Origin of the sequence: Haloferax chudinovii (assembly GCF_042663345.1) — an archaeon.
Classification (GTDB): domain Archaea; phylum Halobacteriota; class Halobacteria; order Halobacteriales; family Haloferacaceae; genus Haloferax; species Haloferax chudinovii.
Map to the genome: position 1 here is coordinate 1 of NZ_JBHTAB010000017.1, position 22266 is coordinate 22266.

General features: G+C 66.0%; 23 protein-coding genes, 1 tRNA gene and 1 pseudogene. 15 read left to right on the top strand and 10 right to left on the bottom strand.

Going from position 1 to position 22266, the window contains the following annotated elements; all coding sequences use genetic code 11:
• A pseudogene (locus ACFQI8_RS19250) lies at positions 1-80 on the bottom strand (IS6 family transposase); the annotation flags it as partial.
• A 199-nt stretch (positions 81-279) separates the two neighbouring features.
• On the bottom strand, positions 280-1272 hold the full coding sequence (locus ACFQI8_RS19255) for a hypothetical protein (RefSeq protein WP_390247679.1): 993 nt from the start codon (positions 1270-1272) through the stop codon (positions 280-282).
• A gap of 539 nt (positions 1273-1811) precedes the next feature.
• Between ACFQI8_RS19255 and ACFQI8_RS19260 the strand changes: the two genes are divergently transcribed.
• Complete coding sequence (locus ACFQI8_RS19260; RefSeq protein WP_390247681.1) at positions 1812-2738, top strand: HFX_2341 family transcriptional regulator; 927 nt, start codon at positions 1812-1814, stop codon at positions 2736-2738.
• A gap of 18 nt (positions 2739-2756) precedes the next feature.
• Here ACFQI8_RS19260 and ACFQI8_RS19265 read toward each other — a convergent pair whose 3' ends face one another.
• The gene (locus tag ACFQI8_RS19265; RefSeq protein ID WP_390247683.1) at positions 2757-3812 is read right to left on the bottom strand and encodes a hypothetical protein; all 1056 of its coding nucleotides are present in this window, start codon (positions 3810-3812) and stop codon (positions 2757-2759) included.
• A 69-nt stretch (positions 3813-3881) separates the two neighbouring features.
• Positions 3882-4622, bottom strand: coding sequence for a DUF1405 domain-containing protein (locus ACFQI8_RS19270; protein WP_390247685.1), 741 nt, complete (start codon positions 4620-4622; stop codon positions 3882-3884).
• A 172-nt stretch (positions 4623-4794) separates the two neighbouring features.
• Here ACFQI8_RS19270 and pdxS point away from each other — a divergent pair, with 172 nt between their 5' ends.
• Positions 4795-5703: a pyridoxal 5'-phosphate synthase lyase subunit PdxS gene (gene pdxS, locus ACFQI8_RS19275; protein WP_390247687.1), complete on the top strand. Its 909-nt coding sequence runs from the start codon at positions 4795-4797 to the stop codon at positions 5701-5703.
• A gap of 73 nt (positions 5704-5776) precedes the next feature.
• Here the strand turns inward: pdxS and ACFQI8_RS19280 are convergent, their stop codons facing one another.
• A complete protein-coding gene (locus ACFQI8_RS19280; RefSeq protein ID WP_390247689.1) occupies positions 5777-6280 on the bottom strand; it encodes a universal stress protein in 504 nt (167 codons plus the stop codon).
• 133 nt (positions 6281-6413) lie between these two features.
• Positions 6414-7295 (bottom strand): homoserine kinase, encoded by an 882-nt coding sequence (locus ACFQI8_RS19285; protein WP_390247691.1) that lies wholly within the window; start codon positions 7293-7295, stop codon positions 6414-6416.
• A gap of 164 nt (positions 7296-7459) precedes the next feature.
• Between ACFQI8_RS19285 and ACFQI8_RS19290 the strand changes: the two genes are divergently transcribed.
• From ACFQI8_RS19290 to ACFQI8_RS19300, 3 genes are all read left to right on the top strand, one after another.
• Positions 7460-8773 carry an NAD(P)/FAD-dependent oxidoreductase gene (locus ACFQI8_RS19290; RefSeq protein WP_390247693.1) on the top strand — a complete coding sequence of 438 codons (1314 nt, stop codon included), beginning with the start codon at positions 7460-7462 and terminating at the stop codon, positions 8771-8773.
• Between the two features lie 150 nt (positions 8774-8923).
• Positions 8924-9583, top strand: coding sequence for a TetR/AcrR family transcriptional regulator (locus ACFQI8_RS19295; RefSeq protein ID WP_390247695.1), 660 nt, complete (start codon positions 8924-8926; stop codon positions 9581-9583).
• The gene (locus tag ACFQI8_RS19300; RefSeq protein WP_390247697.1) at positions 9580-11064 is read left to right on the top strand and encodes an MATE family efflux transporter; all 1485 of its coding nucleotides are present in this window, start codon (positions 9580-9582) and stop codon (positions 11062-11064) included. Before ACFQI8_RS19295 ends, ACFQI8_RS19300 begins: the two co-directional genes overlap by 4 nt.
• A gap of 27 nt (positions 11065-11091) precedes the next feature.
• On the opposite strand, the gene ACFQI8_RS19305 is transcribed toward ACFQI8_RS19300, so the two are convergent.
• The gene (locus tag ACFQI8_RS19305) at positions 11092-11733 is read right to left on the bottom strand and encodes a DUF6149 family protein (protein ID WP_390247727.1); all 642 of its coding nucleotides are present in this window, start codon (positions 11731-11733) and stop codon (positions 11092-11094) included.
• Between the two features lie 133 nt (positions 11734-11866).
• On the opposite strand from ACFQI8_RS19305, the gene ACFQI8_RS19310 reads away from it, so the two are divergent.
• The 6 genes from ACFQI8_RS19310 (at position 11867) to mptA (ending at position 16609) form a co-directional block, all read left to right on the top strand.
• Positions 11867-12775, top strand: coding sequence for a DUF7351 domain-containing protein (locus tag ACFQI8_RS19310; RefSeq protein ID WP_390247699.1), 909 nt, complete (start codon positions 11867-11869; stop codon positions 12773-12775).
• Between the two features lie 88 nt (positions 12776-12863).
• Positions 12864-13247 carry a hypothetical protein gene (locus tag ACFQI8_RS19315; RefSeq protein ID WP_390247701.1) on the top strand — a complete coding sequence of 128 codons (384 nt, stop codon included), beginning with the start codon at positions 12864-12866 and terminating at the stop codon, positions 13245-13247.
• Positions 13248-13355: 108 nt separating this feature from the next.
• The gene (locus tag ACFQI8_RS19320) at positions 13356-14597 is read left to right on the top strand and encodes an NAD(P)/FAD-dependent oxidoreductase (protein ID WP_390247703.1); all 1242 of its coding nucleotides are present in this window, start codon (positions 13356-13358) and stop codon (positions 14595-14597) included.
• Between the two features lie 216 nt (positions 14598-14813).
• On the top strand, positions 14814-15053 hold the full coding sequence (locus ACFQI8_RS19325) for a DUF7979 domain-containing protein (RefSeq protein WP_390247705.1): 240 nt from the start codon (positions 14814-14816) through the stop codon (positions 15051-15053).
• A 152-nt stretch (positions 15054-15205) separates the two neighbouring features.
• Entirely contained in the window at positions 15206-15601 is a 396-nt protein-coding gene (locus ACFQI8_RS19330; protein WP_390247729.1) for a DUF7124 domain-containing protein, read from the top strand.
• 81 nt (positions 15602-15682) lie between these two features.
• Entirely contained in the window at positions 15683-16609 is a 927-nt protein-coding gene (mptA, locus tag ACFQI8_RS19335) for a GTP cyclohydrolase MptA (RefSeq protein WP_390247707.1), read from the top strand.
• A 68-nt stretch (positions 16610-16677) separates the two neighbouring features.
• Here the strand turns inward: mptA and ACFQI8_RS19340 are convergent, their stop codons facing one another.
• Together ACFQI8_RS19340 and ACFQI8_RS19345 are read right to left on the bottom strand one after the other, a co-directional pair.
• Positions 16678-17481, bottom strand: a complete 804-nt coding sequence (locus tag ACFQI8_RS19340; RefSeq protein WP_390247709.1) for a TrmB family transcriptional regulator — start codon at positions 17479-17481, stop codon at positions 16678-16680.
• Positions 17482-17555: 74 nt separating this feature from the next.
• Positions 17556-19214 (bottom strand): DUF255 domain-containing protein, encoded by a 1659-nt coding sequence (locus ACFQI8_RS19345; RefSeq protein ID WP_390247711.1) that lies wholly within the window; start codon positions 19212-19214, stop codon positions 17556-17558.
• Between the two features lie 171 nt (positions 19215-19385).
• Here ACFQI8_RS19345 and ACFQI8_RS19350 point away from each other — a divergent pair, with 171 nt between their 5' ends.
• The 4 genes from ACFQI8_RS19350 to ACFQI8_RS19365 all read left to right on the top strand — a co-directional run bounded on the left by ACFQI8_RS19350 (position 19386) and on the right by ACFQI8_RS19365 (position 21064).
• A complete protein-coding gene (locus ACFQI8_RS19350) occupies positions 19386-19985 on the top strand; it encodes an FxsA family protein (protein ID WP_390247713.1) in 600 nt (199 codons plus the stop codon).
• Between the two features lie 180 nt (positions 19986-20165).
• A tRNA-Ile gene (locus ACFQI8_RS19355) sits at positions 20166-20239 on the top strand.
• Positions 20240-20565: 326 nt separating this feature from the next.
• Positions 20566-20754 (top strand): hypothetical protein, encoded by a 189-nt coding sequence (locus ACFQI8_RS19360; RefSeq protein ID WP_042661863.1) that lies wholly within the window; start codon positions 20566-20568, stop codon positions 20752-20754.
• 181 nt (positions 20755-20935) lie between these two features.
• Positions 20936-21064, top strand: a complete 129-nt coding sequence (locus ACFQI8_RS19365; RefSeq protein WP_004042243.1) for a hypothetical protein — start codon at positions 20936-20938, stop codon at positions 21062-21064.
• A 126-nt stretch (positions 21065-21190) separates the two neighbouring features.
• Here ACFQI8_RS19365 and ACFQI8_RS19370 read toward each other — a convergent pair whose 3' ends face one another.
• Entirely contained in the window at positions 21191-22213 is a 1023-nt protein-coding gene (locus ACFQI8_RS19370; RefSeq protein WP_390247715.1) for a sodium:calcium antiporter, read from the bottom strand.
• Positions 22214-22266: the final 53 nt, after the last annotated feature.

Here is a 22266-nt window from a genome sequence, read left to right on the forward strand (position 1 = left end):
GGCGTCGCCGTCCGCTCACGCTGCCAACATTCAAGCGTAGCGGTGTCCAAACTCTCCTTGAGCAGGTCTGAGAGTAGCATAGATCACTCACTCTTCGACCTGTTCGTTCCTTAACTAGACGGTGCCGTTCCGAACATCATTACTTAAAGTTGAAAAGAGATACCAACTGTTTCAGCGATACCCGTACACGAAAATCGAATATTCACAGAGAAGCCGATAGAAGGGTCGTGGAATTCAAACACACCTCATGCCTAAATCATCTCTTTCACTCTCAGACCCTCATTTATATCCAAGTGATTCCAATTTATTGGATAGCTGGTTTTCCTCACCAGGTAAGGGAACATGTTTCGCACCATCGTCTTTGATTGTTGGACGAGGTGAATCTGATTCTATGACTGCCCAGGGCACCTCTATCAGGGGTGAAGAGCGGAGGCCATCTGGATGACCATAAACACGAATTGGAAATGGCCAGGCTATTTCACCGAACATGTTCCCGTGGTCTGAAGTCAACACTATACGGCCGTCTATGTCATTCGTGATATTCTGGATATTTTTTAAAGCGATTTCGAGATTAGACTTGTAGTCTGACCACACTTTTTTCACATCTCCGTCGCCATATCGAAGCCTACCAAACGACCCTTCTTTGCCTGTCGTTTTGATTTGCTCATTGATTACCTGCTCCGGATTATTTTTTGAGCCTTCATCGACTTCGGCGCCTCCAATAAATGGAACATGAGGTTGCATGAGGTGGACGACAATCCGTTTATTCGGATAATCGTCTATTGCGGCTTTGGCGGCCTTAATCATTGCCTCCGGACGTACTGTTCCAACATCGTCGTCAAAATCGTCGTGCCAAACATCTATGCGGTCATGAAATGAGTTCGGTGCCACACGGGCCGTCCACGGATTTGCTGTGATATAAACTACATCTCCAAATGAGCGGCCTTCAAAAAGTCGGCTCGTCCATTCAGGTGTCGAACTAGCAGGACTTTCCACCATCTCATAAGAAGAATAATTAATACCTGAGTCCGGAACCGTTTCTTCAAACAGGTCGGCGCGGCATGCGTCAAGAACAAATAACACATCCCAATCGGTGTACCTGTGTTCCCCACCAAAGGGGTCTATTGCATTACCGCGACCATAGATGCGCTGTTGTGTTGGGCTAACAACCCGGTTGATGAAGCGGTCACGCCACCAATAGCGGTTATTTCCATTCTTCGAGATCTCGGTATATGCATGACGTACCGCTGAAACACCGGGGATACTGCCCATTAGTTATATGCTTAAATGTATCTTCATTTATACTTGGGCATTATGACCGATATTACTTGGAAACAGTCTCACCGACGACCTACGCGAACTCTGCGGCGAGTTAGCTGAGGCGAGCGGTGACGACGTGTACCGAGGTATCCTCGGTGGCAACGGACTATTGGGGAGACTACCGACACCCCACGAGTTTCCTGGTGGCCATACTCAGTAAGTCTTCGAAATCTCTCATGACTGACTGTCGGCGCTCTGGTTGGACTTTGGTTCCTGTCACATTCGCGTGTCAGACCCACACAGGACCAACCAACGATACTCGGGAACCCAGTCAAATATTGGTTAACAGTGACAATTCCACTGTTGAACCCCCAAATCAATCCGTTCAGGAGCTCTAACCCATGTATTCAATCCGAAGACTGGTGGGAGCTGAAAGGCCGACGACTTCTACGTGTGAAATCACACGAGGGCGCGGCGACAAACATCGGTAATGTGCATATCAATGGTCGCCAGTCTGGGAGTTTTTATAACTGCCACACGACCCAACACGTATGCAGACGCATATCGTTCCCGTCGGCTTCGACTACGACCGACTCATCGCGCCGCTCATCCGCGATCAGTTGGACGTGGACCGCGTCATCCTCCTCGAGGGGGCCGTCGGGAGCGAGGCGAACGTCGAGTACTCGCGGAACCTCTCGGGCAAGCTAGAAAAGGACTTCGAGAACCTCCTCGGCGCGGAGACGGAACGCGTCATCGTCGACGACGTGTACGACTACGACGCGGCGTTCGAGCAGGCGTACGACCTCATCAACGCCGAACTCGACGCCGACGACGAACTCCGCGGCGACGACGACGAACCCGGCGAGGTGTGGGTCAACGTGAGCGCGATGCCCCGGCCGGTCTCGTTCGCCTTCGCCACCGCCGCCCACTCCATCATGGTCGAGCGGCAGGCCGACCGCGAGCGCATCCACACCTACTACACGGCCCCAGAGAAATATCTCGAAACCGAACTCGCCGAGGAGTTGCGGACCGAACGGGCGCTCCTTTCGGACCTCCTCGAATCCGGCGAAATCGACGCCGACCGCATCCGCGAGCGCCTCGACGCCACCTCCGACCTGCTGTCGGAGTTCGACGAGCGCGGGACGACCATCGGCGCGAAGCAGATAGACGGCCGCCACATCGTCGAACTCCCGGTGGCTTCCTTCTCTAACGTCAAGCCGTTCGAGGAGGTCATCCTGTTCAAACTCGGCGAGCACGGCGAGTTCGGGTCCGTCTCCGAACTCGCGGAGGCGCTCGCCCGCGAGATGAACGAGGAGTACACCGACTCCTTCCGGTCGAAGGTCATCTACAACGTCGACCGGCTCGGCCCCGGCGGCAAGGGCTACATCGAACAGGAGGAACGCGGGAAGTCCTACCGAACGCGCCTCTCCCGCATCGGCGAACTGTGGGTCCGCTCCCACGCTGACAGCGACGAGTAGGCGGCCGGCGGTTGTTACTTAAAAGTCCAGCCCCGACGAGTCAGCCGACGGCACGAGCGGGCTCGTCGGCAGTTCCGCCGGCAAGTCTGGGAGATTGTACTCGCCGGGAGCCACGTCGTTCGGGCCGTCGGGGTAGAACACCGACGCGAGCAGTTGGATGTGGTCCCGGCCGACGTCGAGTTCGAACTGGCCGCCGCCGTACAGCGACATCCCGCGTTCGTCGGCGTACTCGATGGTGTCGAACAGCGACTCGACCGTGCCGAACCGCGAGGGCTTGACGTTCAGCCACGACGGCTCGAACGGGAGGCGTTCGACGGATTCGACGCCGGTAATCGGGGCGTCCCACGAGACGCGGCCCTCGTGGCCGTCGAACAGCGGGCGCGTCTCGTCGGTGAACGCCGGGTCCTCGACGACGGCGTCGGGGAAGCCCGACAGGACGCGCTCGTAGAGGTCGGGGTCTGGGGCTTGGTCCACCTCGGTTCCCTCGTACTGGCCCTTGAGGTCGAGGATGCGGACGCAGTCGTGGGCGGCGAGCGATGCCACGAGCTCGCCGTGCCAATCAGTTGTCGGGTCGAGTTTGAACTCGCAGTCGGGGTCGCGGTCGAGGAGCGCCTCGACGCGGTCGGCCGACGGCGGGTCGCCGAGTCGGGTGCTGGCCACGAACCGAACCGGGTCCCGCTCGCGGTCGACGGCCGCCGCGAGGTCGGTGTCGGCCTGCCGGAGCGCGAGGTCGAGGCCGGCGGATTCGAGCGCCCAGCGCCGGTAGTGTTCGGCCGTCTCGCGCTCGGGGTCTTTCGTCGGGAACAGGTCGACGCCGTCGAGCGCCGCGGAGAAGTCGGCGAAGGAGTCGTAGCTCCCGATGAGGTCGACGGCGTCCGCGGGCGCGTCCGCGAGGGCATCGTGGTCCTCCGCGTCGTACGTCACGTCCTCGCCGCGACCGACCGCGCCGTCGCCGGCGAGCGAGAACACCGTCGTCTTGCGGAGAAAGCCGCTCGACGTGTCGCTCTCGAAGCGGTCGCGGGAGACGGACTCGACGGTCACCGGCAGGTCGGCCACGTGGTCGAAGAGGCGCATCGCCCGTCGGTTGGGCGCGCCGGGGCAAAAGGCTACGTCCGACTCAGCCGACGCCTCGTCGGCTCTCGGTCAGTCGACGACCCCTCGTTCGAGCTTGGCGACCCGCGTCGCGAGCGCGAGGAACGTCGCCGCGACCGTCAGGAGGACCGCGCCCGCCGCGGCGTACTCGTGGGCGGGCGAGACGTGCTGGACGACGCCGTCGACGATTGGCTCGGCCGGGATGAGCGTGTGGTGGGGCGTGCCGGCGATGGGGACGAAGTAGTCCACGAGGTCGTTGAGGGCGTACCAGCCGGCCGCGACGAGGACGGCGAGAGACGGGAACTCGGCGTACCGCTGGATGAGGAACGCCTCGACGACCATGGCGAGGTGGCTCCAAAAGAGGAAGTTGTACATCGCCCAGTGGAGGTACGAGAAGTCGGCTTTGAAGGCGAGGAGGACGTACGGCGTCCACAGCCCGAGTTTGAGACAGCCGAAGAACGCAAGGGCGTTGACGTACTCGTTCGACCGCCCAAGCTTCCAGAGCGCGAGCGACAGCGCGATGAACAGCGTGGCGACGGGGCTGTCGGGGACGAGCGGCCACATCGCGGTCGGTTCGATGCTGAACTGGTAGCCGTAGTACCAGAAGCCGAAGGCGGTCCCGACGAGGTTGATGACGACCACGAGCCACGCGATGTTGAGGCCGAAGTTCTCCAGCCACTCCGGCAGGGGTGCGAGCCACCCCGGGAGGTCGGCTCCCACCGGGAGGCCGTCGTCGGCGAAGAGTCGGCGGGGGTCGTCGAGCAGTCGGCGCAGTCGGGTCGCCGCGTCCATACTCACGCCGAAGCGGGGGGGCACAAAAGTGGTGCCGGTCTCGGAGACTGCGGCCGGAGTCACGGTGCGACGACGACCCGAGCCGCCGACCGAGAACCGCATCCTGTGCGGAATGCGAACGGTTGACGGATGGAAGCGACCCCTTAAGTGAACTCAGTCGCAAGCGACGGATATGCCAGAGGAGACCGACCTGGAGGAGCTTCGGCGCGGGACCGAACTCGTCAAGCGCGGGTTCGCCCAGATGCAGAAGGGCGGCGTCATCATGGACGTCGTGAACGCAGAGCAAGCGAAGATCGCCGAGGAAGCCGGCGCGGTCGCGGTCATGGCGCTCGAAGCCGTCCCGGCGGACATCCGCAAGCGCGGGGGGGTCTCCCGCATGGCCGACCCCGAGACGGTCAAGGAAATCATCGACGCCGTCTCCATCCCGGTGATGGGGAAGGCCCGCATCGGCCACTACACCGAGGCGCAGATTCTCGAATCCATCGGCGTCGACATGATAGACGAGAGCGAGGTGCTCACCCCGGCGGACAACGACTACCACATCGACAAGCGCGAGTTCACCTCGCCGTTCGTCTGCGGCGCGCGCAACCTCCCCGAGGCGCTCCGCCGCATCAACGAGGGCGCGGCGATGATTCGAACCAAAGGCGAGGCCGGCACGGGCGACGTGAATCAGGCCGTCACGCACCAACGCACCATCAAACACCAGATTCGGACGCTCACCGGCCTCAACTTCGACGAGCGCGAGAAGTGGGCGCGCGAGCACGAAGCGCCCGCCGAACTCGTCCACGAGACGGCCGAGATGGGCCGCCTGCCGGTCGTCAACTTCGCGGCCGGCGGCATCGCCACGCCCGCGGACGCCGCGCTCATGATGTACCACGAGTGCGACGGCATCTTCGTCGGCTCCGGCATCTTCGGCGCGGAGGACCCCGAACAGATGGGCGAGGCCATCGTCGAGGCGGTCAACAACTGGGACGACCCCGACACGCTCGCCGACATCGCCGCCGGCATCGGCAAGGGCATGAAAGGCGAGGCGAACGTCGGCATGGCCGACGAGGACAAACTGCAGGGCCGCGGCGTCTAACGCGGCGGCAATCGACGCGCTCGACCGTCTCGGTTTTCGACTCGATTTTTCCGGCTCGGTACGTCGTCCGCTCTCAGGCGAGGAGTCCCGACTTCCCCTTTTCCTTTCCCGACGCGTCGTCGGACGACTCCTCGCCGAGGAGGACGGTGACCGGGCCGTCGAAGTTGAGCATGACCGACTGCGTCATGTCCCGGGAGATGAGTTTCCCGGCGGGCGAGCGGCGGCGACCGGCGATAAAGAGGTGGTCACAGCCCTCCCAGCGGGCCGTTTCGAGGATGGTGTCCGCCTCGGGGCCGATGTCGGCGACGATGCGGTAGTCGAGGTCCAGTCCCTCGAACGCCTCGCGGGCGACGCGTTTGGCGCGGCGGGTGGCCGACTCGATGGCCTGGTCGATGCCGTAGACCACGTCCGAGGAGCCGACGCTGGCGAGCGCCGAGCGGGTCCGCTCGAACTCCTCGTCCGGGAGGACGGTGAGGACGATGAGTTCCGCGCCGCTCCCGGCGGCGAGTTCGCCGGCTTCGCGGAGGATTCGGTGTGACCGTTCTTCGGGGGAGACGACGACGAGTGCTCGTTCCATGATTCGAATATATCGTGATAGTGAGAAAAGCCTTCTCGGAATCGTGTTACCAGCGACCGCGATAACGCGTTGCAGTGGCTCAGAGGAGAGAAAAAACGAGAATAGCGTGTGGGAGTGGTTCTCTCTGTACTACTCAGGGTTCGAGTACTTCGGTCCCGCGACCGACCCGCGTCTTGTAGGCGCGGGCGTTCACCTCCGCCTCGTCGAACGCTTCGAGCATCGCGCCGGCGACGCGGGTGCGGTCGGCGGCTTGGCAGACGCCGAGGACCGACGGGCCGGCACCGGAGACGGTGACGCCGGATGCGCCCGCGTCGAGGGCGGCCTCCCGGACTTCGTGATAGCCGTTTATTAGTTCCGCCCGAGCGGGCGTGACGACGCGGTCGTCCATCCCCGCGCCGACGAGGTCGGCATCGCGGCGGCACATCCCGACCGCGAGGGTCGCCGCCCGGCCGACCGTGTGGACCATGTCCTCGATGCTGGCGTCGCTCGGGACGACGCGGCGGGCGTCGCGGGTCGAGACGGCGATTTCGGGGAGGCAGGCGACGAGCGGGATGTCGGCGTCGACGGTCGTGACGCCCTCGTCGGTCGCGACGGTGAAGCCGCCGAGGAGCGCGGGTGCGACGTTGTCGGCGTGGGCCTCGCCGGAGACGACGGCCTCGCCCTCGGCGGCGACGGGGACGAGTTCCTCTCGGGAGAGGCCGCGGTCGTACAGTTCGTTCAGCGCGACGGCGGCGGCGGCCGAACTCGCCGCCGACGACCCGAGTCCGGACGACGGGCGGACGCCCTTGTCGATGCGGATGTGCGCGGGGGCGTCGAGCGCCTCCGCGACCGCGCCGACGACGTTCCGGTCGGGGTCGGTCGGGATGTACTGGCTTCCGACGCCGGTCAGTTCGATTGTCGTCCGGTCCGCCCGTTCGACGTGCACGATGTCGGCGGGGCGGTCGAGAGCCACGCCGAAGACATCGAACCCACTTCCGAGGTTGGCGCTCGTGGCGGGTGCGCGGACCGTAACCATGCCCCGCTGTTGCCTTATCGCAGATAAAAATGTGGCGAACGTCGCAACGACCCCCGTCTCGGTCGCTCGGCGACCGCGACGATGTGCCCCGCGGTCGCCGGCTCCGATGGCGGCGCATCCGGCCAATCAGAAAGGACTTTCCACCCGACGCCGAACGTCGGGGCATGATAGGCATCGTCGGCGGCGGCATCGCGGGCCTCGCCGCGGCGTACCGGCTCCAGAACCGGGGTCACGACGTTCGAGTCTTCGAGGCGGCCGACTCTCTCGGCGGTCTCGCGGCGACCTACGAGACGGACGGCGACGACATCGAGAAGTTCTACCACCACCTCTCGAAGTCCGAAGAGACTATCGTCGAACTCGCCGAAGAACTCGGCCTCGAAGACGACTTGGAGTGGCGCATCGGCAAGAACGCCTACTACGTCGACGGCGTCGTCCATCCGCTGGACACCGCGTGGCAGATCGCCGCCTACCCCCACATGAGCCTCTACGACAAGTTCCGCCTCGGCATGCTCACCCTCGGCGTCGACGTCCGCGGGGGCGTCCCCGACTTCGACGCCTACGAGGACCTCGCCGAGTACGAACACACTCCAATCGAGGAGTTCGTCGTCGAGCACACGACCCGCGGCGTCTACGACAACTTCGTCGACCCGCTCCTCGACGGGAAGTTCGGCGAGCGGAAACACGACGTGTCGGCGTCGTGGTTCCTCGGGCGCGTGCGCTTCCGTGGCGAGCGCGACCTGCTTCGCGGCGAGAAACTCGGCTACTTCGACGGCGGCTTTTCGCCCTTCATCGACGCGCTCGTCGAGGCGGTCGGTCGCGAGCACATCGAGACCGGCGCGCGCGTGACCGAACTCGACACCGACGGCGAGGCGGTTTCGACGCTGACCGTCGACACCGACGAGGGGACCGAGACCCACGAGGTCGAGTCGGTCGTCGTGGCGACGATGCCGAACGTGCTCGAAGACCTCACGGGATTCCCCTGCGACATCGACTTCCAGGGGGCGGTCTGCGGGCTGGCGACCATGTCGGAGTCGCTGATGGACACCTACTGGCTCAACATCGCCCACGACGCGCCGTTCGGGTCGCTCATCGAGCACACGAACTTCGTGCCGAAGGAACGCTACGGCGGCGACCACCTGCTGTACGTCGCGAGCTACGTGCAGGGACCGCACGAAGAACTCTGGCAGATGAGCGACGAGGAGGTCGAAGACGTCTGGTTCGACGAGATCGCGGACATGTTCCCCGACTTCGACCGCTCTGCGGTCGAGGAGTTCCGCATCGCCCGCAACCCGCGGGCCGGCCCGGTGTACGAGCGGGGCTACCTCGACCTCGTGGTCCCGTACGACCTCTCTGAGGACGTGGCAGAGGGCGTCTACTACGCGGGGATGGCGTCGGAGGCGCAGTATCCCGAGCGGTCGCTCAACGGCGGCATCGTCGCCGGCTACGAGGTCGCAGACCGAATCGACCGACGCCTGTAGCGACCTCGGCTCCGAGTTTCGAGGCGCTTCTCACCCGCTCGCAGCGCTCGTGCCGTGCCGCGTTCTCTCGTGTCTCTCAGTCGCACACTTACCGGCAATCGGGTTCTCGTTCGCAACCCCTTTTTAACTCCCTGACTGACTAGTCAGTTAGTGAGTGCAGACGAAACGCTGGACCAGTCGGTCCCCGACGAGGTCCACGAAGAACTGATGGCCGCGACCTACCGGGCGCTGTGCGCCCACGGCTACGCGGACCTGACGATGCAACGAATCGCAGACGAGGCCGGAAAGAGCAAGTCCCTCCTCCATTACCACTACGGGACGAAACAGCAACTGCTCGTCGCCTTTCTCGGCTACCTGTTCGACCGCTTCGAAGCGCGGGTCGCCGCGACCGAGGGCGACGCCCCCGAAACGCGCCTCCGGGTCCTCCTCGACAAGATGGTCCCCGGAGCGGACGACGACCACGACTACGACCGCTTCGGACTGGCGCTCAACGAACTCCGGACGCAGGCCCCCTACGTCGAGGCCTACCGCGAGCAGATCGCCCGCAACGAGGCGGTCATCCGTCGCCGCCTCGCCGACATCATCCGCGAGGGGGTCGAGCGAGGACAGTTCCGCGAGGTCGACGCCGACCGGACCGCGTCGCTGTTGTTCGCCGCGCTCGACGGCGCGCGCCTCCAGCGCGTCGCCGTGACCGACCCCTCGGGAACCGAGACGACGAGTCAGTCCGCCTTCGACGCGCCGACCGAGGTCCGCGCCGCGCTCGACGAGTTCGTCGTCGAGAGCCTCGTGCGCGAGGAGGGCGACGAATGAGCGCGAAGGCCCGGGACGTCAACCTCGTCGACGGCGACCTCGTCAAGCCGATGTTGGTGCTGTCGCTCCCGCTCGTCTTCTCGCAGATCATGCAGGTGGCGTACAACCTCGCCGACACCTTCTGGGTCGGCCGCGTCGGCTCCGAGGCCGTCTCGGCGCTGTCCTTTTCGTGGCCGCTCGTCTTCCTCATGATCTCGTTCGGCGGCGGCTTCACCGTCGCGGGGACGGTCCTCGTCGCCCAGAACAAGGGCGCGGGCAACCACGACGAGGTCGACCACGCCGCCGGTCAGACCCTCGGATTCGTCATCCTGCTTTCGGCCGGGTTCGCGGTCATCGGCTATCTGTTGACGCCGATACTGCTCCCGCTCATCGGGACGACGCCCGGCACGGAGGTCCACCAGTTGGCCGTCGAGTACACGCGCACCATCTTCCTCGGCGTCGCGTTCATGTTCGGCTTCTTCATCTTTCAGGCGCTCCTCCGCGGGTGGGGCGACACGAGGACGCCGATGTACCTGATGGCGCTCGGCGTCGTCATCAACGTCTTTCTCGACCCGTTTCTCATCCTCGGGTTCAACGCGAACCCGATATTCGGCCTCGTCGGCCTCGAAGGCCTCGGGCAGTCGCTTTTCGCCGCGACCGGCTTCACCGGCTTCGGCGTGCAGGGTGCGGCCATCGCCACGGTGTTCTCCCGCGGCGTCGGCGCGCTCGTCGGCTTCTGGCTCCTGCTGTCGGGGCGGGTCGGCATCAGCCTCTCGCCGCGCGACCTGATTCCGGAGCGTGAGACGGTCGAGCGCATCGTCCGCATCGGCGCGCCGTCGAGCATCGAGCAGTCGACCCGCGCGCTCGGCGTGACCGCCCTCACGGCGCTCGTCGCCTACGCCGCCGTCAACGCCGGCGGAGCCAGCACCGAGACCGCGGTCGCCGCGTTCGGTATCGGCAACCGCCTCAACTCGCTGGTCTTCCTGCCGGCCATCGGTCTCGCCCAGGGGACCTCGACGGTCGTCGGCCAGAACCTCGGCGCGGACCAGCCGGACCGCGCCGAACGCGCCGTGTTCTGGGGTGTCGGCATCATCGTCGCCGCGCTGGTGTTCGTCTCCGCCGCCGCGTACCTGTTCGCCGAACCCATCGTCGCGGTGTTCATCCCCGGCGAGGAGGCGGTCATCGCCATCGGCGTGGACTACCTGCGAATCATCGGGCCGACGTTCCTGTTCCTCGGGGCGTTCAACGTCGTCAACGGCGGGTTCCGCGGGAGCGGCTCGACCCGGACGGCGATGGTGTTCTCGCTCATCTCGCTGTGGGTGCTTCGCATCCCCGCGGCGTTCGTGCTCGTGGAACTGTTCTCCATGGGCCCGACCGGCATCTGGTACGGCATCGCCTTCTCGAACGTCGGGGTGGCGATTCTCGCCTTCGCGTGGTTCACCCGCGGGACGTGGAAACACAGCGTCGTCGACGTCGGCCCCCGCGTGCCGACCGACGACTGAGCGGGACCCGACTCCGCGCGGCCTCTGTTAAGCGGTCTTCTCGTCGGTGCGGTCGACGTCCTGCATCCCCGGCGCGGCCGACACGTCCACGTCCTCGGGTTCATCCGCCCCGCCGACGCCGACCTCGCCGGAGTCGTCTTCGACGTACAGGTCGTCGGCGAAGCCGCCCTCCGCGTGGGGGTGGTCCGGGTCGTCGAGCTTGTCGAGCGTCGCGGGCGCGTCCGGGATGTCGAGAGTGCGGAACTCGCCGAGCGGGTCGGCGATGTCGATGCCGTGGCGCTCGAAGAACTCCTCGTAGCGCTCGTAGTGGGCCTCGATTTCGTCGACCGGAATCTCCATCATCTCGGTCCAGCCGTGGTTGTAGAAGTCGAAGTTGGCCTGGACGTGGGTTATCTCGCGGGCCTCGGCCTCGGGGTAGCCCGCGTCGAGCGCCGCGATATAGGTGTCGAACGTGCACTCGAAGAACGCCGCCATGTGGTCTTCGCGCTCGGCTCTGCGGTCTGGGTCCGCGCGCTCGCCGAAGATGCGAACGTGGAGGTCCACCATCTTCTCGGTGGCGATGTCGCCGATGACCGGCATGGTGAGCGCCTTCTTCGTCGCGAAATGGCGGATGTTCTGGCGAATCTTCATTTCGTCGTTCGCTTCGGGTCGAATACACGTAAAGACCACGTCTCCGGGGGCGTCGGTGTCGCGCGTCCCGCGAGCGACGCCGTGGGCCCCCGGCGCGACGCGGGCGCGAGTCGGGTCTCCCGAACGAGATTTCACGACGTGATTTAATGCGGTTCGCCCGCATGTGAGGGGTATGAGCGACTCCGCCTCCGTCCGCGAGGACTCGGTCCTCGAGTGCGACGACTGCATCTCGCCGGCCGAAGCGTTCGGCATCGTCGCCGACGAGACCCGACTCACCATCCTCGAAACGCTGTGGGAGTCACCCGACCGCCCCGTCCCCTTCTCGGAGCTCCGCCGACGGGTCGGCGTCGACGACAGCGCGCGCTTCAACTACCACCTCGGAAAGCTCCGCGGCCAGTTCGTCCGCAAGACCGACGACGGCTACGACTTCCGACACGCCGGCGAGAAGGTCGTCCGCGCCGTGCTCGCGGGGACGTTCAACGAGGACCCCGTCCTCCCCGCGTTTTCGGCCCCGGGCTCCTGCGTCGCCTGCGGCGGCTCGCTCGAAGCCGACTACGGCGACGAGAAACTCACCATCTCCTGTGCCGACTGCGCGCGCACCCACGCCCACGAGGAGTTCCCGCCCGGCGGCCTCGAAGGCCGTAGCTCCGAGGCGCTCCTGTCGGCGTTCGACCAGCGCGTGCGACACCTCCACTGCCTCGCCGCCGACGGCGTCTGCCCCGAGTGCGGCGGGACGACGAGCACCTCGCTGTCCCGGGACGCCGACCCGTTCGACGTCGACGTGGTCGTGACCCACCGCTGTGCCCAGTGCGCCTACGAGGCCGTCTCCCCCGTGGGACTGGTCCTCCTCGACGAATCGACCGTCCTCGGCTTCCTCTCCTCGCGGGGGAACGACGTGTGCGGGACGCCGTTCTGGCGGTTCCCGTGGGTCGTCGGCGACGACGCGCTCACCGTCGTCTCCGAGGAGCCGTGGCGCATCCGCGTCCGCATCGAACAGGAGGACGCGGCGCTCGTCGTCGAACTCGACGGCGACCTCTCGGTCGTCGACTCCACGGTCGAAGCTGTCGAGAAAATTTCATAAGCACGCTACGGTAAGCCCGCTTACAGAAATGTAATTCAGATTACCCTTTTGGTGTCGGCGGTCGTCCCTCCAAACGAGGAGAACGACCATGTTCGACGGTATCCACTTCGGCCGCGGCAACGCGCGAGAGACGGTCCCGAGTCGGTTCAGAACGCTCTTAGAGACGGCGCTCGTCGCGGTTGCGGCGGTCGTCGGTGTCTTCGCGGCCACCGCCGTCGCGACGCTCGTCGCCCCGCTCGCGCCCGGTCTCGGTCTCGTGGCGCTGTTCCTCGGGTGGCCGCTCGGCTTCGCGGCCGGCATCGTCGGGGTTCGCGGCGTCGTCGGTATCGTCGCCGCCAGCGGCGTTCCCGGTCGCGTCCGCGGCCTCGCCAGCGACGCGCTCGCTCGCGGCGACGACGACGCGGCGTCGGTCCCGTCGGAGTGCCCCGCCGCCGACGGCGGCTTGGCGGAGCGGGTCGGTGAGACGCAGTAACACCGGGCGATTCGGCTCCAGTCTTCCCATCTCCCCTCGATTTCCGACTGCGAAACAATCATGAGGGAGATAGCAATCCACATTAACCCCGAATACAAACGTCGGGTCATGAGCCAATCGTACGTGATCGTCGGCGACGGTATCGCCGGGGCCTCAGCGGCTGAGACACTCCGCGAAGAGGAACCCGACGCCGACATCACCATCATCACGGACGAGGGCGAACCGCTGTACAATCGCATTCTCATCAAGGAATTCGCCAAGGGCAAACTCCCCGAGGCCCCCATCTCTATCCACGACGAGTCGTGGTACGACGACCGCGACGTCGACCTCGAACTCGACACGCTCGTCACGGACATCGACCCCGAGAGCCACACCGTCACCGCCCACGACGGCACCGAGTACGACTACGACAAACTCCTCCTCGCCATCGGCGGCACGCCGACCCAACTCCCCGTCGGGAACTCCGACGCCGAGGGCATCCACCACTTCTGGACGTTCCAGGACGCCCGCGACATCAAAGAGCACATCGAGGGCGCGGACAGTTCCGTCGTCATCGGCGCGGGCCTGCTCGGCATCGACCTCGCGGCCATCACGGCCGCACAGGACGTCGAGGGCAAGTACCTCATGCGCGGCGAGTGCTGGTGGCGTTACGCGCTCTCCGAGGAGGGCGCGGAAATCATCCACGAGGCGCTCCGCGAGCGCAACGTCGAACCCGTCTTCGACTCCGGCGTCGACCACTTCGAGGTCGACGAGAACGACCGCGTCACGACCGCCGTCGACCCCAACGACGACCGCTACGACGCCGACTTCGTCGGCATCGCCATCGGCCTGAACTTCAACACGGAGATTCTCGGTGGCACCGACATCGAGTACGACAACGGCGTCTACACGGACGAGTTCATGCGGACGAACCACGAGGACATCTTCGCGGCCGGTGACATCACCGAGTTCCACGACCTCATCCTCGGCGACCGCGCCCAGAACGGCGCGTGGGGCTCCGCCAAAGAGCAGGGCACCATCGCGGCCAAGAACATGGTCGACTACGGCTCCGAGGAGTTCCGCTGGGTCTCGTCGTACTCCATCACTCACTTCGACTTCCCGTTCCTCTCGTTCGGCCACCCGACGCTCGGCGACGACCACGTCGAGGCCAAGTACTCCGACACCGAGTGGCGGCGACTCGCCATCAAGGACGGCAAAATCGTCGGCGGCGTCCTCATCGGCGACCTCTCGCCGCAGACGAAATACAAGAAGCTCATGCGCGAACAGGTCGACGTGAGCGGCCAGAAGGAGGTCCTCGTGAAGCAGGACTTCCAGCTCGACGACCTCGAAGGCGCGGCGGCCGAACAGTAACTCGGGACACCGCACCCGGTGTTTTCACCCGTCCAGCCGCGTCTGCGCGTGTTCCGCCCGGTTCGGCTCGCGCCCGACCGCGTCCGTGGTTCGCTCATCTCCCGTTTTTGGCTCGCTTTCGTCCGGCGCACTCACCGTCGCCAACCCGTCCGTTCGCTCGTCGTCCCACGCCCCAACGACCAAACATTTATCCATATCCATGGAGTGTGTTACCACATGTCATCAAAAGACGGACAACACCCGTCTTCTCCGGACGCCACCGCGCCGACGACCGTCGCACCCGTCTCCGACGTACCGCCCGGTGCGCGCGTCCACCACTTCGACGAGTTGAGCGAGCGGACCCAACGCGCGCTCGCGGCCGCCAGCCCCTCGGGGCCGCTCGACATCGACCCGGCCACCTCGCGGCTCTCGCGGGGCGACGTCGTGGTGTTCACCGACTACGTTCACGTCAAGTAATTTCTCTGCGTACGCCCCGTCGCTCACATTCTCTGCCGTCTCGACCGGCCCCACGCCGACGGCCTCCCGCTCGCGGACGGCCGGGACCGAAGTCGTTTTCCACGCGTCGCCGCCTATCGCCGGGTATGGCAACAGGTGGCGGCCAAGGAACGATGACGCTCGCGTTCGAACTGTCGGCGCTCAAACGGCTCGGCGACCCGAACGCGGCGTTTTCCGACGCGCGGACGTGGACGAAGTACATCGGCGTGGTGAGCGAGAAGCCGACCTACGTCGTGACGAACTTCACCCGGAAAGAGCGCATCCGGCAGGATTTCTTCTCCGGCCCGCGCGGCGTCGAAGAGAGCCTCGAAAACGTGATGCGCCAGTTCGACACCGACCGGCACGTCTTCGTCGGCACGTCCGACGAGGACCGCGCGGTGGCCGAGGAGACCGGCTGGGAGTACCTCGCCGTCGAGGACGCCGCCGAGGCCGCCGAGTGGGTGCTCGCCGGGGACGACGACGCCTCCGCCGACCCCTTCGAGGACGAGGGGCGCGACGACTGGCCCTAGTCGGAACACAGCGGCGCGTTCGCCCGCGATTCGGTTCCCCTATCGAAAGCACTAATCAGCAACGGCACTTCTTATTCTCCGATGAGTCACCAGTTGCCTGACGTACAGGCCTCCCAGCCGGACGTGACCGTCGGGCTGAGCCAGGTCGGCGTCACAGGCGTCGAGAAGCTCGTCAAGATCGCCCGCGATGGGAAGCGACCCCTCGTCTTGATGGCTGAGTTCGAAGTGTTCGTCGACCTCCCCGGCGGCCGCAAGGGCATCGACATGAGCCGGAATATGCAGGTCATCGACGAGGTCCTCGAGTCGGCCGTCTCCGAGCCGGCCTACCGCGTCGAGGACATGTGCGGCGACGCCGCCGAGCGCCTCCTCGCCAAACACGACTACACGACGACCGCCGAGGTCAGTATGACCGCCGAACTCGTCGTCCGCGAGGACACCCCCGCCAGCGGACTCTCCACCCAGAGCACCGCGCAGATCATCGCCAGCGCCACCGCGACCGACGAGGGAACCCGCGAGGAAATCGGTGCGGAAGTGGTCGGCATGACCGTCTGTCCCTGCTCGCAGGGCATGTCCGCCTCCCGCGCCCGCGACGTGTTACAGGACCTCTCCGTGGACGACGACACCATCGAGGAGTTCCTCGACAAGGTGCCCCAGCCGGGCCACTCCCAGCGCGGCCACGCCACGCTCACCGTCGAGACGCAGGGCTCGCCCGAGGTCGACCTCATGGAGCTCATCGACATCGCCCGCGACTCGATGTCGGCCCGTATCTACAACCTCGCAAAGCGCCCCGACGAGGACCACATGACCTACCACGCCCACGCCAACGCGAAGTTCGTGGAGGACTGCGTCCGCTCGATGGCCGAGCTGTCCGTCGACGCGCTTTCGCACCTCGGCGACGACGCGGTGGTCCACATGAAACAGTCGAACGACGAGTCGATTCACCAGCACAACGCGCACGCCGAGCGCGAGGTGACGCTGGAACAGCTCCGCGACGAACTCGACGCCTGAACGCTCTCGACGCCCGAGACGCTCGCTTTTCGGACCCCCGAGCTCGATTTTTCTGCCGCCGTGAACCGCTACAGCGAGAGGGGTTCTGCTTTCTCCCAACGCGGGTCGAACGTCGCTCGGAGGTCGGCGGCGAACTCGGGGTCTTTCAGGTCGATCATGGCGAACGCCTGGCCGGGGTCGAGGGGGTTCGGCACCTCGATACAGACCTCCACGTCGTCGATGAGGTTGAACACGCCCGTGACGTTCTCCGCGGTTCGCGCGTGGAAGTTCGGCGTGCTCGACAGCCGGTTCACGTAGCTCTGGCCGACGCTCTCGGGCAGGCTGTCGACGAGGCCGGGCGACATGAGCATCGACACTTCGACCCCGCGGTCGAGCGCGGCCTCCAGTTCCTCGACGACGAGGTCGCCGATGGCGTCGAGGTCGAACTGCGGCGAGGGCGTCCCGGCGACCATCACGAGCGAGTCGTCGGCCGCCGCGAGGCGCTCGACGAGCAGGTCGATGGTCTCGTCCGCGCCGACCGCGGCCGTCCAGAACTGGTCGTGGACCGGCTCCCCGGCGTCGAGTTCGTCGGTCAGCTCGTCGACGACGTTCTCGTACTGCTCGGCCTTCTCGGCCAGCTCTTGGCGCTTCGATTCGAGCAGGCGGTCCAGCGCCGTGTCGGGCTCGACCGCGACGTACTTCTTCGGCCGGCTGGCCGCCTGACTCCGGATGAGGTGGTACTGTTCGAGGCTGTTCAGCACGTCGTAGACGCGGCCCATGGGAACGTCGCTGGCGCGGGATAACTCCTTGGCCGTCGTCGCCCCCGTCCGCAGGAGCGCGCGGTAGGCTCGGGCCTCGTACTCGGACAGCCCGAGGTCTCGCAGACTGGTCATGCACCGTCCGTCTCGTTTCTCCTTAATAAACAAACCGGATGTTTACACCGGCCTGCGGTTCCCGCCGGTCGCTGTCAGGCGTCGGGCGTGGCCGAGGAGACCGCTTCCATCAACTCCTCGGGAGTGGTTGCCTCCACCGTCGTCTCGCCGGTACTAACGCGCGCAGTTCCGTCGGCGAGGTCGGCGACGTCGGCCTCGGGGACGACGAGCGCTTCGTGGTCCGCGACGCGGAGCGCCGCCCTGTGGAGGTCGGAGCCGACCCCGTCGTTGAGTTCGACGAGAAGCGGGTCGCGGAGCACCCGCGCCGCCGCGGTCCCGTAGGCGGCGACCTGCACGCCGATGCGGTCCCACGCGCCCGCGAACGCGGCGACGGTCTCCTGTGCCACGTCGCGGTAGCGCCCCTCCCCGGTGAGCGCCGCGAGGTCGAGAAGCGCGTTCGCCATCTCCACGTTCCCGTCGAGCGGGCGGAGCGGCGACGACAGGAGCGCCTCGCCGCTCGCGGGGCCGTCGAGGAACGAGCCCTCGTCGAACAGCTCGCCGATGGCGGCGTCGGCGACTCCGGCGGCGAGTTCGAGGAGCGGTTCGCCCGCCACCGACTCGTCGCCGAGCACCTGCCGAGCGCGGCAGGCCGCGGCGACGACGCGCGCCTGGTCTTCGAGCAGAAGTTCCTCGCCCGCGTCGCCGCCGGACCGGAAATGGGTCACGACACCGTCGTCGACGAGGTCCTCGGCGACGCGAGCGAGCGCGCGAGAGCCGAACTCGCGGGCCCGTTCGTCGTCGGTGAGGCCCGCCAACACCAACAGCGCGTCCGCGGCGAGAGCGTTGCCGCCGGCGTACACCGTGAGGTCGGTTCGGGGGCCGGGAGCGTTGTCGCGGCCCTCCTCCCCGAGGAGGTAGTAGTCCGTCCCCGCGGCGGGGCCCATGCTCCCGGCGAACCCGGTTCCGGTCCACAGCGAGTCGACGAGGAAGTCGGCGGTCCCCGCGGCCGGGTCGAGGTAGGCGTCCTCGCCGGAGTAGCGGTAGCCGTTGGCGAACGCCCGCAGGAGCGCGGCGTTCGATTCGAGCGTCTTCTCGCGGTTCGGCTTCGACCACGCGGCGTCGTCGGCGTAGCGGAAGAAGCCGCCCTCGACGGGGTCGTACAGGCCGTCGCGAATCGCGTCGAGCGACCGGAGCGCCCGGCTTCGGTCGCGCTTCAGCGCGAACTCGACGGTCCGCGGGAGCGGGAACTTCGCGGCGTCGCCCCAGCCGCCGTGGGCCTCGTCGAAGGCGACTTCCAACTGACCGGCGAGGTGCGATTCGATTTGCGGCGAGACCTCGCCCGCGGGCGGGAGGTCGCCCCTGAGCGCCCGCGGGAGCCGTCCGGCGTCCGCGCCCTTCTTCTCCCAGACCTCGCGCACGCGGTCGATGACCTGCCGCATGCCGTCGGGGCCGATGAACGTCGCGCCCGTGATGGGGTGGCCGTCGGGCGCGAGGAAGACGGTCGAGGGGAAGCCGCCCATGTTGTACCGCTCGCGGATGCGCGGCTGGCGGTCCACGTTCACCCGAATCGGGACGAAGCCGTCGTTGAGATTGGCCGCGATGCGCGGCTCGGCGTACGTCTCGGCGTCCATCTCGTGACAGTCCTCGCACCACGTCGCCGACAGCGAAAGCAGAATCGGCTTGTCCGCCGCTCGCGCCTCGGCGAACGCGTCGGGACCCCACTCTCGCCATTCGACGCGCGTCTCGTCGGTCATGTCCACCCATCCGCGGTGGACGCGGGTAAGCGCTTCGAGCCCTCGTGGCACGACCGGTCGCCGTCGGCGGGTCGCGCGAGTTCCTCGACGACCGTCGCGGACGGATTCGAGCGACCGGTGCGTCGCGGGCGGGACAAAAGGGCTATGGGTCGCGACCCGGTAGTGTCGCTCATGCGAACGCGCACGCTGATGGCGCTCTTGCTCCTCATCCCCCTCTCCGACGCGTTGCTACTCGTGGTCGTCGCGCAGTACATCAACCTCGTGCCGACCGTCGCACTCGTCGTCCTGACCGGACTCGTCGGGATGCTCATCGTCCGCGCCGAGGGGCGACACACCCTCAGAAGCCTCCAGTCGAAGTTCGCCGGGGGCGACCTCCCGACGAACGAGGTCATGGACGGCGGCCTGCTCATCGCCGCGGGCGCGTTCCTCCTCACGCCGGGGCTCGTCACCGACACCATCGGCTTCCTGCTCGCCATCCCCGTGACTCGGTACCCCATCCGAGAGGTGCTCAAGCGCTTCGTCGTCAAGCCGTACCTCGACAAGCGCGCCGACGGCTTCGTCACCGGCAACGTCTGGACGACCGGCTTCCCGCAGGGCGACTTCGGCCCCGGCGGTCCCGGCGGCCCCGGTGGCTCGCCCGGCCCGAGCGGTGGAAGCGGTTCCGGCGGAAGCGGCAAGAGCGGGAGTGGCGGGAGTAGTGGCGGTGACGGCGTCTACGACGCCGACCCCGACTCCTATCGCTTCGACGGTGACCGCAACGACTCCACGTAACGCGTCTTCTCCGCTCCGGTGTCGGCTGTTCCGGCGCTTCACCCGCGTAGCCACGCGGTTGGCCCGCGTTTCGAGTCTCCCAATCGACCGACGACGCCGACATTCACTAACACGCACCAACGCGCCTCCGAAAAGAAAGTCTTAAAATCAACAGCGCACAACGAGTGAATGCGCTTACCTGGGCCAATAGCTCAGTCAGGTTGAGCGCTCGGCTGATAACCGGGAGGCCCGCGGTTCAAATCCGCGTTGGCCCACTCATTCGGTAACGATTCGTTGCCGATGTGAGTCAGGGGCTGGAACTCCCCGGCCACCCAACTTCTGCGGATACCACTGACCGAGAGAACGCTCGGTCCGTCGTTCGTGCCGTCGGGACGAATCAGCGACGAAGCCTCGACTCCGCCGACCGAGCGGCGACTGCCTCGGTACAGAGAATCACTAATGTCTGACTCAAATACCTGCTTATTCAGCATAATTCCGGGCCTGTTTGCACAGAATCGTCTGCATTTACCAGCACATGACTGGTCGAACGGACGAATACAGAGAAAGCTATATCACGCAATAGATTGTGGTACCGAATAACATGGAATACGAACTCACCTGTCTGTACGGGTGCGGCCACACCTCCACGGCCGACTCCCGCGAGAGCGTCGGCGTTCTCGTGATGGAACACATGGACGACGAACACGATACGCCCGTCGACCCGCTCGAAGCGGGCGAACTCGCGTTGAAGCGCTTCGACGGCGCGTCGCTTCGGCAGGCGCGGCAGTAGCGAACGTTCCGATTTCTGTCACGCCGTCTACTCCGAGTTTCTCACGGTGACAATCGTCTCACGACCCCGGGCGGCGGTGCTGTCTCCCGGTTTCGTGGCTTGACGCCCGTCCGCTCCGAATAAATTTACTCGATTCTGTATCCCAGTAGTATTAAATCCGTACACGACATACGTGCTGGTGATGCCAACCATCGACGTCTCCGAACACCTGTACCGCCAGATTGAGTCCGCCGCCGACGGCGAGGACCTCGACGCGGCGATGTGGAAGATGGTCGGTCGGTACCAGCGCGGTAACACGCCCGGCGACTAACAGGGTTCGGACCGACCCTCGACCCCCGACTGCGCGTGCAGTCGTCATCAACCTCGCTCGCCGCGACTGCCCTTTCCGCGGCGAGTCCGTTTTCCGTTTTCTGAGTCGTCACTCCGGAGCGTCGCCTCAGCCGAGCACCCCGGTCACGCCGAGGCTTTCGGCGACCAGCCACGCGATGAACAGCGCGTAAGTCGCGAGAAGGACGTACGACTCGCCGCGCGTCAGTGCCATCTCGGTCCGGAGGACGGCGAAGAAGACGACCGACGCGCCCGTGAGGAAACTCATCATCGGCACGACCTCCTCGAAGTTGATGACCGCGCCCCCGGCGACGAGGATGCCGACCGGGAGGGCGACGAGGAGCGCGAAGACGTTGCTCCCGAAGACGTTGGCGAGGCTCATCGGCGCGTTGCCCTGCCGGGCGGCCGCGACGCTGACGAAGGTGTCCGGCAGGCTCGTGCCGGCGGCGACGACCGTCAGCCCCCAGAGAAACGGCGACGTGCCGAAGGCGTCGCCGAGGCCGACCGCCGCGCGGACGAGCAGTTCTGCCCCGACGAGGATGACCGCGAGCGACCCGCCGAGCGCGAGCCACTCGCGGGCCGGGCTCACGTCGTTGACGACGGCGGTGAGTCCCGCGCGGTGCTCCAGCGTGTCGTGGTACTGCATGAACAGATACAGCCCGTACAGCCCGAGCGGGATGAGTGCCAGCGAGCGCGTGACGAACCCGTTGAGGCCCGCGGTGTCGGTGGCGGGGCTGTAGATGACCGCGAGGGAGAAGGTGAGCACGAGGACGGCGATAGAAAGCAGGTAGAACTGCGCCTCCTTGTAGACGAGGTCGCGGTTCGAGGCGAGCCGCTGGCCCTCGCCGACGAGCGCCGACACCGCCGGGATGATGAGGATGTTGTAGACGGCGGACCCGACGACCGCGCCGACGCCGATATCGAACGACTGGTAGCGGAGCGTGGCGATGACGATGCTCGATAGCTCGGGGAAGCTCGACCCCACGGCGGCGATGATGGCTCCCTGCACGATAGGGGGGAGGCCGTAGTACGCACCCAGCCGGTCGGAGGCCTGGACGAGCATGTCGCCGCCCCGCCACGCGAGGGCCGCGCCGGCGACCGCGAACGCGACGAGGACCGGAACAGATGGCACGCCCGCACTTCGGCGGCCGGCGGCAAAAAACCGACCCGACCGGGCGCACCGGA